Origin of the sequence: Thauera sp. AutoDN2 (genome assembly GCF_051280715.1) — a bacterium.
Taxonomy (GTDB): domain Bacteria; phylum Pseudomonadota; class Gammaproteobacteria; order Burkholderiales; family Rhodocyclaceae; genus Thauera.
In genome coordinates this window covers 1-13,269 of sequence record NZ_JBNCAR010000021.1, presented here as the reverse complement: position 1 = coordinate 13,269, position 13,269 = coordinate 1, and the positions used below count along the sequence as shown (strand labels likewise).

The 13,269-nt window shown below is 66.6% G+C and carries 7 protein-coding genes and 1 pseudogene; 4 read left to right on the top strand and 4 right to left on the bottom strand.

What is annotated here, in order from left to right:
- Nucleotides 1-2,117: 2,117 nt before the first annotated feature.
- Nucleotides 2,118-3,912, bottom strand: a pseudogene (locus tag ACPT9U_RS11915) (methyl-accepting chemotaxis protein).
- A 194-nt stretch (nt 3,913-4,106) separates the two neighbouring features.
- Here ACPT9U_RS11915 and lysS point away from each other — a divergent pair.
- The 4 genes from lysS to ACPT9U_RS11895 all read left to right on the top strand — a co-directional run bounded on the left by lysS (nt 4,107) and on the right by ACPT9U_RS11895 (nt 10,591).
- A complete protein-coding gene (gene lysS / locus ACPT9U_RS11910; RefSeq protein WP_435751090.1) occupies nt 4,107-5,606 on the top strand; it encodes a lysine--tRNA ligase in 1,500 nt (499 codons plus the stop codon).
- A gap of 7 nt (nt 5,607-5,613) precedes the next feature.
- On the top strand, nt 5,614-6,537 hold the full coding sequence (locus ACPT9U_RS11905; RefSeq protein WP_435751089.1) for a DUF808 domain-containing protein: 924 nt from the start codon (nt 5,614-5,616) through the stop codon (nt 6,535-6,537).
- A gap of 37 nt (nt 6,538-6,574) precedes the next feature.
- Nucleotides 6,575-8,419: a bifunctional tRNA (5-methylaminomethyl-2-thiouridine)(34)-methyltransferase MnmD/FAD-dependent 5-carboxymethylaminomethyl-2-thiouridine(34) oxidoreductase MnmC gene (gene mnmC, locus ACPT9U_RS11900; protein WP_435751088.1), complete on the top strand. Its 1,845-nt coding sequence runs from the start codon at nt 6,575-6,577 to the stop codon at nt 8,417-8,419.
- 156 nt (nt 8,420-8,575) lie between these two features.
- Nucleotides 8,576-10,591 carry a diguanylate cyclase gene (locus tag ACPT9U_RS11895; protein WP_435751087.1) on the top strand — a complete coding sequence of 672 codons (2,016 nt, stop codon included), beginning with the start codon at nt 8,576-8,578 and terminating at the stop codon, nt 10,589-10,591.
- A 19-nt stretch (nt 10,592-10,610) separates the two neighbouring features.
- Here ACPT9U_RS11895 and gltX read toward each other — a convergent pair whose 3' ends face one another.
- From gltX to ACPT9U_RS11880, 3 genes are all read right to left on the bottom strand, one after another.
- Nucleotides 10,611-12,023 carry a glutamate--tRNA ligase gene (gene gltX, locus ACPT9U_RS11890; RefSeq protein WP_435751086.1) on the bottom strand — a complete coding sequence of 471 codons (1,413 nt, stop codon included), beginning with the start codon at nt 12,021-12,023 and terminating at the stop codon, nt 10,611-10,613.
- A gap of 121 nt (nt 12,024-12,144) precedes the next feature.
- Nucleotides 12,145-12,645 carry a GNAT family N-acetyltransferase gene (locus ACPT9U_RS11885; protein ID WP_435751085.1) on the bottom strand — a complete coding sequence of 167 codons (501 nt, stop codon included), beginning with the start codon at nt 12,643-12,645 and terminating at the stop codon, nt 12,145-12,147.
- Nucleotides 12,646-12,921 carry a DUF1778 domain-containing protein gene (locus ACPT9U_RS11880; protein ID WP_435751084.1) on the bottom strand — a complete coding sequence of 92 codons (276 nt, stop codon included), beginning with the start codon at nt 12,919-12,921 and terminating at the stop codon, nt 12,646-12,648.
- Nucleotides 12,922-13,269: the final 348 nt, after the last annotated feature.

Sequence of the window (13,269 nt, the reverse complement as noted above, 5' to 3'; positions counted from 1 at the left end):
TCGTCCCCCGCCTCGAGATCGCCGAACTCGAGCGCGAGATTGCCAGCGAACGCGAAGCCCTGCAGCGCATTGGCCGCGAGCGCGCCGAGAAACTCGTCGAGCAACGCGAATCCCGCCAGCGCCTGGAGGGCGTGCGTATCGAGCAGGAAGGCGCGCAGGCCGAGCGCAAGCGCCTGAAGGAAAGCGACACCGCCTCCGAAAAGCACTACCTCGCCGCCCACGACCGCGTGCGCGACCTGGAGAAGCTGCTCGACGAGCGGGACATGCTGCGCGCCCAGCTCGCCAGCGAACACGGGGCGGACGCCGTCGCGCTGGAAAAGGAGCATGAGGAAGCCGACGCTGCGCTCGCCGCACTGCGCCGCAAGGAGCGAGAGCTGGTCACCGCCTTCGAGGAGAAGACCGACACCCTGCGCGGCGAGCGCAACCGGGCCGGCCCGCCGGGCGACACCGAGGTGGCGCGCTTTCGCGTCAAGCTCACGGCCGAAGGCATCGCGCACAAGAGCCTGGCCGAGGTGGTGGAGGTCATCGACCCCGCGTGGCAGGCCGCGCTCGAGGCCATCCTGCGCCCCTACCGAAATCTGATCCTGCTCGAACGCGAAGCCGACCGGCATGCGGCATGGGCGCTCGGCGAGCGCGAACGCTTCCGGCACTTCATCGTCCCGGAACGCGAGAATGCGCCGCCTCCGCGACCGATGAGCCTCGCTGAAGTGGTCGAGTTCAGCGCCCCGGTGCCGCGCTGGCTCGCCGACTTGCTCAACCGTATCCGCCGCGTAGAGCACGCCGAGGCCGCGCGCGACCTGCCGCGCGAGCAGGAATGGATCACCCGCGACGGCTACCACCGCGAGCGCCGCGGCGCACGCCACCTCGGCCGGCCGCAGGAATTCCACTTCGGCGAGCTCGCCCGCCAGTCGCGAATCGCCGCGCTGCAGGACGAGATCGCCGGGCTGGACAAGCAGCTCCAGGCCCTGCGCCCCAAGCTGGATGCGGCCGCAGCCCGGCTCACCACGATCCGCCAGCGCCTGCTAGGCCTGCAGTCGGCGCAATTGCTCGCAGCCAAGGCCGAAACCTACGTAAGTGCCGAAACCGAGCTGCCCGCCGCGCGCAGGGCGCTCACCGAAGCGATTGCCGAGCGCACCGAGACGCGCGGCGAGATGGACCGTCTCGCCGAAAAGCTCAACGGCATCCAGATCGAGCTCGACCGCCGCAATCGCGAACTCAAGGCCATCGACCTGCGCCTGGCCGACATTGCGCGCGAGCACGGCCCGCGCCGCCACACCCAGGCCGAACGCATCCTCAAGCTGCGCCGCCGTCGGCGCGGCATGCCCGCGCACTGGCTCGACACCAGCGAGCTCGCCCTGCTCGCAGACAAATACGGCGATGCCCGTGGCGCCCGCCTGCAAGTCGAACGCCTGCGCCGCCACCTCGACGAAGGCGACTGGATCACCGACCCGGCGGTGCTGGTGGTGCGCGACCGTCTCGGCGCCGACGTCGCGCTGCGCGAGCGCGACTACCTCAACCGCCAGGGCTACTGCACCACCGCGCGCCTGCACACCGACAACGCACGCGCAGCCTACATCGCCAAGCTGCGTGCCACCGTGCGCCAGTACGCGAAGAACCTGAAGGCGCTCGGCGAGTTGGCCAACGTCAGCGTGGACTGCCCCACCCCGCACCTGGACAATGACGACCTCTCGCTCGCCCAGGCCGGGCTGGAGGTGCGCTTCGACTTCGACCGCAAGGGTGCGGTGGGCCTCAACGACGGCGAGGCCTCGGGCGGGCAGCAGGTCATGAAGTCGCTGATCCTGCTGATCGGCCTGCTGATGGACGAATCCCGCCCGGGCGGCTTCGTCTTCATCGACGAGCCCTTTGCTCACCTGGACGTCGCCAATATCGACCGCGTCGGCACCTTCCTGCGCGCTACCCGCGCGCAATACCTGATCACCACGCCGGTCACCCACAACGCAAACGTCTTCGCCCCAGCCCAACTGACGCTGGTCACGCGCAAGAAGCAGCCCGGCACCGACTGGGCGCCACCGATCGGGGTGCTGCAGCGGGCGGTGGACTAAGCAACCCAGTGTTCACGGTAACCATGAAGGCCGGGTTGCTCAGGGGGCAGCGCTTCAGCGCTCCAGCAGCGCCTCCGCCGGCGCGCCGATGCGCACGTTGCCCCAATGGCGGCCATTCACCATGATCGGCATGGCGATGTCGCACAGCACCTCGCCCGTGTCGCGCAGGAAGGTCTGTAGCAGCATGGACTCCGTATTGCGCGCCGCGCGCAGTTCGGGCGGGCGCTCGAACTTGCGGCAGGTGCGGTTGCCGACCAGATCCTTTTCCGGATCGCCGGTGAGCGCCTTCGAATAACAGGCGTTGTGCGCCGAGAGGTAGCTGTCGGTGTTGACCGCAACCGCATAGGCTGCACCGCGCGCGCTCAAGCGCCTCGTCCAGCATGCCCTGGCAGCGACGGGTGAATTCTTCGCTCCAGGCCACCTTGAATTTCGTCGGATTGGTGCCGGCGATCGGGCGGTAATTGCGGTCGAAGACGTCCACCTTGGAATCTGCCATGGCCTGCAGTGTCGCCTGCACCCGGTCGCGGAACTCGCGCGCCTGCGTGACCAGGTTGTCGAAGGCGCCGCTGCCGATGGTGAAGCGCGACACCAGCTCCTGCACCGCTTCGGTCGACTTGGTAAGCTCGTTGGTGCGGCGCTCGCACTGGTCCATCTGGCCGGCCACGGTGGTCGACAGATCGTGGATCAGGCTGACGTTCTCGTGCACGCGTGCGTTGGTCTCGTTCAGCGACTCCATGCCCCCCGCAATTTGCGTGAGCTGCTCGCCGGTCCGCTCGAACTCGCCCACCATGTGCTCGAACTGCGCTGCCGATCGCGTGACCACCTCGCGCGTCTGATGCACGTCCGCGTTGATGACTTCGTTCTCGGACCGCGTCTCACCGACCAGCTCGAGCATGCCATTGATGTTGCCGACGATCTCCTGAGTAGCCTTGTTGACGCGCTCGGCGAGCTTGCGCACCTCGTCCGCCACCACGGCGAAGCCGCGCCCGGCCTCGCCCGCGCGGGCGGCCTCGATCGCAGCATTGAGCGCGAGCAGGTTGGTCTGATCGGCGATCTCGCGAATCAGCGCGGCAATCTGCATGACACTCTCGGAGCGCTGCGACAGGTCGTCGACGGTGTGGTTGAAGCGCTGCAGCTTCTCGCTGACGAGATTGATCTTCTCCGCCACGTTCTGCACCTCCGCGAGCGAAGCGCGTGCGATCTCGAGGTTGCTGCGCGTCGAACCGTCTATCGCACGCGCGCTGCCCGACACGTCGGCGATCGCCGAGGTGGAACTGGTGCTCGCATCGAACACCAGGCGCGTCATCTCCCCCTGCTTGCGCGCGTCACGGGCCGAGTTCTCGACACCCAGTTTCACCTGAACCGCCTCGCGGGCAATGCTGACGCTCATGGTGCGCACGCTGCCGATCACCTCGCGCATCTTGACCGCGAAGCGGTTGTACCCCTCCGCAAGCTCGCGCAACTCGTCATGCGTGGTCAGTGGCAGATCACGGGAGAAGTCGCCCTGCCCTTGGGCGATCTCGTTGAAGATACGTGTGACGACCCGGATCGGGCGTACGATCAGATGCCGCAAATAGAGGATCTGCCCCACCAGGAACGCGACTGCGAACGCGGTGAGCACCAGCATGGCATACAGCCCGAAGTCGAAGGCTGCGCTCACCTGGGCAAGCGTCTCGGGCGAGGCGCCCCCAGTCCGCAAGGCCTGCTCGACGTCGGAACGCTGGCTGCTCCAGATCGCGAAATAGCCAAGGTTGAAGACGAGCAACATCAACAGGCTTAGGAGCTTCTTGGTCAGCGAGTTCCAGAAGGTCCGCTCCACTGATTCGTAAAGTTCGCTGAACGTGCTCATGAGAATCTTCCGCCAGGAGAAATAGTCTTAATGGACTAATCGGTCAAAGAGCGCCGGACTTTAGCCCAGCCGTGCAGAAACGTGCACCCGGGTAAGCACGCGATTGCCGCATGGCGCCGGGCCTGCCACAATTACGCCTTTCGCGCCGGGGTCGCACCCGCGCCGCATCCACTCTTACCGCCCCGACACCGACCATGTCCGACCAGACGAACACTCCGCCGCAGGACGAGAACCACCTGATCGCCGAGCGTCGCGAGAAACTCGCCGCCTGGCGCGCCAGCGGCCGCGCATTCCCCAATGACTTCTCGCGCGAGAACACCGCCGGCAAGCTCGATGAGCTCTACGGCGAGAAGGAGGCGGACGCGCTGGAAGCCACGCCGGTCGAGGTCAAGGTGGCCGGCCGCATCATGTTGAAGCGCGTCATGGGCAAGGCGAGCTTCGTCACCATCCAGGACCTGTCGGGCCGCATCCAGCTCTACGTGCAGCGCGACGGCGTGGGTGAGGACGTGTACGCCCAGTTCAAGACCTGGGACATCGGCGACATCGTCGGCTGCGTGGGCACCGTGTTCAAGACCAAGACCGGCGAGCTGTCGGTCAAGGCCAGCGAGATCCGCCTGCTGACCAAGAGCCTGCGCCCGCTGCCGGACAAGTTCCACGGCCTCACCGACGTCGAGCAGAAGTACCGCCAGCGCTACGTCGACATGATCATGAACGAGCAGACGCGCTTCACCTTCGTCGCGCGCAGCCGCATGGTGCAGTCGATCCGCAACTACATGACGGGTCATGGCTTCCTCGAGGTCGAGACGCCGATGATGCACCCCATCCCCGGCGGCGCCGCGGCCAAGCCCTTCACCACCCACCACAACGCGCTCGACATGGAGCTGTTCCTGCGCATCGCGCCAGAGCTCTACCTCAAGCGCCTGGTGGTGGGCGGCTTCGAGAAGGTGTTCGAGGTCAACCGCAACTTCCGCAACGAAGGCCTCAGTCCGCGCCACAACCCCGAATTCACGATGATGGAGTTCTACGAGGCGTACGCGAACTACAAGACGCTGATGGACTTCACCGAGGGCCTGATCCGACACGCCGCGCGCGAGGCGCTGGGCACCGAATCCTTCGTTTACCAAGGCCGCGAGCTGGACCTGTCCAAGCCCTTCCACCGCCTCACCATCGTGCAGGCGATCCGCAAGTACCACCCGGGTTTCACCGAGGAGCAGCTGGCGGATGCCGAATGGCTGAAGGCAAAGATCGTCGCCTTCGGCGAGAAGGTGAAGCCGGGCGGGCTGGGCAGCCTGCAGTTGCAGCTGTTCGAGGCCTGCACTGAGGCCGAGCTGTGGGAGCCGACCTTCATCATCGACTACCCGGTCGAAGTCTCGCCGCTGGCGCGCGCCTCCGACACCGACCCCGAGATCACCGAGCGCTTCGAGCTCTTCATCGTCGGGCGCGAAATCGCGAACGGCTTCTCCGAGTTGAACGACCCCGAGGACCAGGCCGCGCGCTTCCGCGCCCAGGTCGAGGCCAAGGAAGCCGGCGACGAGGAAGCCATGTACTTCGACGCCGACTACATCCGCGCGCTCGAGTACGGCCTGCCCCCGACGGGTGGCTGCGGCATCGGCATCGACCGCCTGGTGATGCTGCTGACCGATGCGCCGGCAATCCGCGACGTGATCCTGTTCCCGCAGATGCGTCCGGAGTAAGCCGCCGATGGCCGGCACCAGCCTCTTCGTTCTTCTCGACGACATCGCCAGCATCCTCGACGATGTCGCCACCATGACCAAGGTGGCGACCAAGAAGACGGCGGGCGTGCTGGGCGACGACCTCGCCCTCAACGCGCAGCAGGTGTCCGGCGTCGAAGCCGACCGTGAGCTGCCGGTCGTGTGGGCGGTGGCCAAGGGGTCGATGGTGAACAAGGCCATCCTGGTGCCCGCCGCGCTGGCGATCAGCGCGTTCATTCCGTGGCTGATCGTGCCCCTGCTGATGCTGGGCGGCGCCTTCCTCTGCTTCGAAGGCGTCGAGAAGCTGGCGCACAAGTACCTCCATGGCAAGGAAGATGCCGAGCACCGCCGCAAGGTGGTCGAAGCGATGACCAACCCCGAAGCCGACCTTGTCGTGCTGGAAAAGGACAAGATCAGGGGCGCGATCCGCACCGATTTCATCCTGTCGGCCGAGATCATCGTGATCGCGCTCGGTGTGGTGAGCGGCATGGACTTCACCACCCAGGTCGCCGTGCTGATCAGCATCGCAGTGATGATCACCACCGGCGTGTATGGGCTCGTGGCGGCCATCGTCAAGCTCGACGATGCAGGCCTCTACCTGCGCCGCCGGGCCAACGCGATCGCACGTGGCACCGGCGCCGCCCTGCTGTGGCTGGCGCCCTGGCTGATGCGGGCACTTTCGGTGCTGGGAACACTGGCGATGTTCCTCGTCGGCGGCGGGATTCTCAGCCACGGCCTGCCACCTGTTCACCACCTGATCGCATCGCTCACGGTCGACATGGAAGGCGTTGCGGGGGCGCTGGTTCCAAGCCTGCTTGACGGGGTGTTTGGCCTCATCGCCGGTGCGGCGGTGCTGCTGCTCGTCAGCCTGATGAAACGCCTGCTGCCCGGCAGGGCGCAGACCGCGCACTGAGCCAGGCGCCCGGCCACACGCTCCGCCCCCTGACCTGATGCCGCTCTTTCCAGCCCGGCTCGCCTTCGCCGATGACGGCACGCCCTGGTCCGAAGCCTTCGAGGACGTCTATCACTCCGCCCACGGCGCACTCGGGCAGGTACAGCACGTCTTTCTCGCCGGGAACGACCTGCCACAGCGCTGGAAGGGACGCGAGCGCTTCGTCGTCCTCGAGACGGGCTTTGGCCTCGGGCTCAACTTTCTCGCCACCTGGGCCGCCTGGCGGGCCGATGCGCAACGCAGCACACGGCTGCACTTCGTTTCCTGCGAACTCCACCCATTCACCCGCGAGCATCTCGTAACCCTGCACGCTCGCTGGCCGGAGCTCGCGCCGCTCGCTACCGAGCTCCAGGCACGCTGGCCGGTTCTTGCACCTGGCCTGCAGCGCTTGCACCTTGACGGTGGACGGGTCACGCTGACGCTCTACTTCGGCGATGCACGCGACGGGCTCGGCCAACTGACACTTCGCGCCGATGCCATCTATCTGGATGGCTTCTCCCCCGCGCGCAATCCCGAACTCTGGTCGGAGCGCATCTTCTGCCAACTCGCGCGCCTGGCCGCACCGGGCGCCACCGTCGCCACGTGGTCGGTCGCCGGCCATGTGCGCAAGGGATTGCGCAGCGCCGGCTTTGCGCTCGAGAAATCGCCCGGCTTCCGCGGCAAACGCCAGATGTTGCGCGGCCGCCTCAACGTACCCGTACCGCCCGAGCCCGCACCCCATCGCCACGCGCTGATCATCGGTGCCGGCATCGCGGGCTGCAGCGTAGCCGAGCGGCTGGCGGCGCGTGGGTGGCGCATCGACCTGATCGACGCTGCGGCGGGCACCGGCCAGGGCGCGTCCGGTAACCACGCCGGGGTGCTGCGCCCGCTGCCCAGCCTGGACGACAACCGCATGAGCCGTCTGACGCGTGCTGGCAGCCTCTATGGCTGGCAAATGATTGCGCGCCTGAGACGCGACGGGTTCGCACCCAGGGCCGAGGCCTGCGGCGTGCTGCACCTCGCCCGGGACAACGCGCAGGAAGGCAAGATGCGCAAGGTGGTCGAGGCCCTCGGACTCCCTTCGACGCACCTGCGCTACGTGGACGCAAAGGAAGCCGCGGCGATCGCCGGTTGCGCGGTGCGGCACGGTGGCTGGTTCTTTGGTGACAGCGGCTGGGTTCAGCCGCCGAGCCTGTGCCGTGCCCTGCTCGACAGCGCGAGCGCCAGCGCCCCCCTCCACACACATCTTGGCGCACAGGTCGATCGTATCGTTCACGTGGCTGAACACTGGGAGGCAATTGCCGCCGACGGCAGCCGGATCGCCGCAGCACCGACACTGATCCTGGCAGCAGGGACCGGCATCCGGAGCTTTCCACAGGCCAGCGCGCTGCCGGTCGTCAGCGCCCGCGGCCAAGTCTCGCTGCTGCCCGCCAAGGCAAGCAGCCCGCCACGCGTCGTCGTCTGCTGCGGGGGCTACATCAGCCCCGAGATCGACGGCCTGCGCTGCGCCGGTGCCACCTTCGCGGTGGACGACGACGACCCCACACTGCGCCCTGCCGACCACGCGGAGAACTTGGCCAAGCTCGAGAGCATGCTGCCCGGCGCGGCACAAGGATTCGAGGCCGCACAGCTTGCCGGGCGCGTCGGCTTCCGGCCGGCCTCGCCGGACCGGCTGCCTATGGTCGGCGCCCTCGATGCCGGGCGAAAACTGTACGCGCTGTCGGGGTTCGGCGCCCGCGGACTCGTCTGGTCCATGCTCGTGGCCGAGCATCTGGCTAGCCAGCTCGAAGGCGACCCCCTTCCGCTGGCGTGCGATCTGGCCGACGCGATCCGCGCTGGACGCTTCGAAGCCACGAGCACCTGACCCCAAACGGGCGCCACATCACCTTCACCGTCGCACGCGTCCGAGCACGAATACTTACAAAGCCGCCACAATTCGCCAACTTTGACACGCTCCGAATCGATCCTGGAGATGGATAATTGAACCGTCGTACTCCAGCGACCGACCACGGGCAGCCAAGTGATCACCTATCGACGGATCCTCATCCTCGTAAGCTTCGTCACAGGCCTCATCTTCCTGTCGGCAACAGCCTACTTCGTCCGCCAGGACGAGCGTCGGAACACCCAGGAACTGCACACGGAGATCCTCGCCCTGCGGACGACCTATGAGGTCCAGCTGGCCGAGCTCGAACGCAACCTCGTCAACCTTGCGCAGATTCTTGCGAGTGAGCCCGAGCTCATTCGCCTGATGACGCGTGTCGCCGCCCTGCCGCACCCTGCAGACAGCTCGGAGCGCGGGGAAATGTTCTCCGCGCTCCAGGAAGACCTGCGTACCGTGCTCGAGCCGCGCTGGCAGGTGTTGCGCGACGAATTGGGCATTCGCCAGCTGCAATTGGTGACGCCAGACCTCATTTCGGTGCTGCGCTTGCATGCCCCCGGAGAGCATGGTGACGCGCTTGGTGAAGTCCGTCCCCTGCTCGAAGCAGCGGCCCGCGAGCGCATCGCCCAGAGCGGCTTCGAGATCGGCCGTGCGTTCGCCGGGCTGCGTGGCGCCGTGCCGGTGATGGCCCACCACGCAGACACCCCACCGGCGCTGGTCGGGCTGATCGAACTGGGGGCCCTTCTCGACGGTTCCATCGAGCGGCTGACACGGTCGACCGGGGTCGGCTACGGCGTGCTACTGAATCCCAACGCGGTTTCGGCCACGATGTGGGACGCCTTCAAGCCCCCGCGCTCACACGAGGACCACAGCTGCTGCTTCCTGCTTGCCCACTCACGGCCCGAGCTCCGCCAATGGATCCAGGAAGGCAGGCTCGCTCCCTTCAACGCCCCCTACCAGATCGAACGCATGCACGCCGGCGGGCAGCACTTCGACCTGCTCCGCGTCCCCCTGCAGGATTTCCAGGCAGAGCTCGACCCGGGTCGCGGACCGGTCGGCGCGCTGACGATCTGGCGCGACGTAACACCCACGCTTCAGGCGCTGGGCGCCGCACGGGAGGAGAAGATCCTCTCGGGTCTGGCGGGATTCCTGCTGGTGCAGGGGCTCATCCTCGGCGTCGCACACCTGTCGCGGCGAGAGTGGCGGGCACAACTGGTTGCGCAGACACACGAGATCTCACAGCTCGCCCAGCGCAACGAGGTGCTGCTGATGACCGCCGAGGAAGGGATCTACGGTGTTGACCTCGAAGGTCACACAAGCTTCATCAACACCTCTGCCCTGCGCATGCTCGGCTTTCGCCAGGACGAGATCGAAGGCAAACGTCAGCATCTGCTGTTCCACCATTCGCACCACGACGGCCAGCCTTACCCGGAAACGGAGTGCCCGATTGCCAAGACGCTGAAGGATGGCTTGGTCCGGAGGCAGGAAGAGTGGTTCATCCGACGCGACGGCAGCGGCTTTCCGGTGGAGTTGACCTGTGCGCCACTGATCGAGGACGGGCGACTCAACGGCGCCGTCGTGGTGTTCCACGACATCAGCGAGAACAAGCGGCGCGAGGAGGCCCTGGTGGCGCTCGCCAACACCGACGCACTGACGGGGGTGGCCAACCGGCGCCACTTCCTCGAGCGGCTACAGGCCGAACTCGGTCGCGTGAGTCGTCACGCGACACAGGCCTCGCTGTTGATGATCGATCTCGACCACTTCAAGCAGGTCAATGACAACTTCGGCCACGCTACCGGCGATGAGGTGCTGCGCAACCTGGCCGCCCTGTCCCGGCAGACGCTGCGTCACTCGGACGTGATCGGACGCCTCGGCGGGGAAGAATTCGCTGCGCTGCTGCCGGACGACGATGCGGTGAGCGCAATGCAAACTGCCGAGCGCCTGCGCAAGGCGCTCGAGACCCATCCTGTGCGCACCGCGGACGGCACAGCCGTCACGGTCACCGCCAGCATCGGCGTCACCCGCCTGCGGCCTGACGATCACAAACCCGAGACACCGCTCGGGCGCGCGGACAACGCGCTCTACCAGGCCAAGAACGAGGGGCGGAACCGCGTCATGCTCCACCTATCGGACATCGTTCCGCCGGAAGGCGCCTGAACCCACGCCCTCACTGCGTTCAGAGGCGGCGATCAAGCCGCTGCAGCACACGCTCGCGCCCGAGCACCTCGAGCACCGCGTCAATCGCCGGGGTCTGCGGCACGCCAAGCACCGCCACGCGCAACGGAATAGCCACCTGCGGCATCTTCAGGCCGTGCTCGGCCATGGTGTCCTTGATCGCCTGCGACAGCGCGGCCTTGCTCCACTCCGTGTCCGCCAGGCGCGCACGCAGGCTGGCGAGCGCGGCCCGCGCCGCGTCGGTCAGATGCTGGCCGATCACCTCCGGCGCCGGATGCACGTCGGCCACGAACAGCTCTGCCGCATCGGCGAGCTCGTTGAGGTTGGTGGCGCGGTCCTTGTACAGCGCCACCACCGCCTCCAGGCTCACCCCGGTCTCCGGATTCACCTCGCGCCGCGCCAGGCGGTTGGCGACCTCGGCGGCGAGGAACGAATCGTCCGCCTTCCTGATGTACTGCGCGTTGAGCCAGTTGAGCTTCTCGGTGTTGAACTGCGCGGCCGAGGGCGTGATGTGGTCGAGGTCGAACCACTCGACGAACTGCTCGCGGCTGAAGATCTCGTCGTCGCCGTGGCTCCAGCCCAGGCGCGCCAGGTAGTTGATCACCGCCTCGGGCAGGTAACCGTCCTCGTCGTATTGCATCACGCTCACCGCGCCGTGACGCTTGGAGAGCTTGGTGCCGTCGTCGCCGAGGATCATCGACAGGTGGGCGTACAGCGGCACTTCGGCGCCGAGCGCGCGCAGCACGTTGATCTGGCGCGGGGTGTTGTTCACATGGTCGTCGCCGCGGATGACGTGCGTGATGCCCATGTCCCAGTCGTCCACCACCACGCAAAAGTTGTAGGTCGGCGTGCCGTCGGCGCGCGCGATGATGAAGTCGTCCATCTCGGCGTTGGCGATCTCGATGCGACCCTTGACCAGGTCATCCCAGGCCACCACGCCCTCGCTCGGGTTGCAGAAACGCACCACCGGCTGCACGCCCGCGGGCGGCGGCGGCAGGGTCTTGCCCGCCTCGGGGCGCCAGCGCCCGTCGTAGCGCGGCTTCTCGCCCCGCGCTCGCTGTGCCTCGCGGATCTGGTCAAGCTCCTCGGACGACATGTAGCAGTGGTAGGCGGCGCCGGCGGCCAGCATCTGGCCGATGACCTCCTTGTAACGGTCCATGCGCTGCATCTGGTAGAACGGGCCCTCGTCGTGCTCCAGGCCCAGCCACTGCATGCCGTCGAGGATCGCCTGCACCGCCGCGGGGGTGGAGCGCGCGACGTCGGTGTCCTCGATGCGCAGGATGAAGCTGCCACCGTGGCGACGGGCAAAGGCCCACGAGAACAGCGCGGTGCGCGCGCCGCCGATATGCAGGTAGCCGGTCGGGCTGGGGGCGAAGCGGGTGCGGACGGGACGGGATATGGAATTCTGGGGCATGGCAGCGTCGGTGCGGTCTTGGGCAAAACGCGGATTCTAAGCGATTGCCCGGGACATCGGCGGCCGTGAAGGTCGGAAAGCGCACGGCGAAGGACTCTGTGAGTCGAGAACAATCAGGCGTTCAAAGTCCCTGAACGAAATGGGACCTCGGCAACATCCAGCGCCCCGGCTGGCCAGGAAGCTCGACGAATCCGACGTGTTTGTAGAAGGTGGCCGCAGCGGGCGATTTGGCATCGACGATGATGGCCGCCACCGCGAGCGTCTGGCTGGCGGCGGCCACCCGCTTGCAAGCATCGACCAACAAGATGGAACCCAGGCCCTGCCCTTGCGCCACTTCACTCACGGCAAGCCGACCGAGCAAGGCGGCAGGGACGGGGTAACGCGGCAGCTTCTTGCGCAAGGACTCGGGTAGCTTTTCGGCGGCAACGCTGGCGGCGCTCAGTGTGTAGAAGCCTGCGACCTCGCTGACCAGATCGGCCGGCGTCGCCACGAACACCCGCGCCACTCCGCGCTTGACGTTCTGCCTGGCAAAGCGGTGCAAGTATTCATCCAGCGCCGCCTCCCCACATACAAAATCGGCGGTCGCCGTCTCGTTGTCGAGCGCGCGAATGCGGTACTCCACTCAACGCACCTGGCTGGCGTGGCGGACGAACGCCCTCTGCAAGGCCGGAGCGGGGTGAGCCGGTGCATCCAGGGCATCGAGAAACGCGGAAAAATCCTGCTGCGACAGCGTGATGGCCTCGTGCTGCTGCACCAGAGTCTGGGCCTGCTCGACAGCGTTTCGCAGCACGAACTCCGACACGCTCATGTGCGCGTAGGCCGCCGCCTTGTCGAGCAGACGCCGAACTTCCTGGTCACACCGGATGTGCAGGCGGGTGTCTTTGGTCAGGGAGTTCATCGAGCGCTCCTAGGAAAACAATGCGCTAATTGTGCGCCAGTCGTGCGCACAACTCAAGGGTGAGCACGATCCCTCGCCGCGCTTGCTGACTGCATCCGGCCCCGTGCTGCCGTTCATTCAACCGAACGACCAATGACAAGTAACAGCATCAAGCCGCCGCCTGCTACGCAACGCTTACGAATAGCTAGCTGGCACGGCGGTAGCACAATTTGAATGTCGATGATGTAGGTCCGGGTAGTGCGGGCGCCCGCAATGCTCTCAACTTAACGCTCCCTTATAGGACATATGCAAATGTGGCTTGCTTCGGGGCGGTCGTGGGTAGCTTCTGCCTGGCTGGATGCGGCATCG

Excerpts from the sequence above, each read along its gene's own strand:
- lysS (WP_435751090.1), top strand. The coding sequence starts at position 4,107 with ATGTCCGACCAGACGAACACTCCGCCGCAGGACGAGAACCACCTGATC.
- ACPT9U_RS11905 (WP_435751089.1), top strand. The coding sequence starts at position 5,614 with ATGGCCGGCACCAGCCTCTTCGTTCTTCTCGACGACATCGCCAGCATC.
- mnmC (WP_435751088.1), top strand. The coding sequence starts at position 6,575 with ATGCCGCTCTTTCCAGCCCGGCTCGCCTTCGCCGATGACGGCACGCCC.
- gltX (WP_435751086.1), bottom strand. The coding sequence starts at position 12,023 with ATGCCCCAGAATTCCATATCCCGTCCCGTCCGCACCCGCTTCGCCCCC.
- ACPT9U_RS11880 (WP_435751084.1), bottom strand. The coding sequence starts at position 12,921 with ATGAACTCCCTGACCAAAGACACCCGCCTGCACATCCGGTGTGACCAG.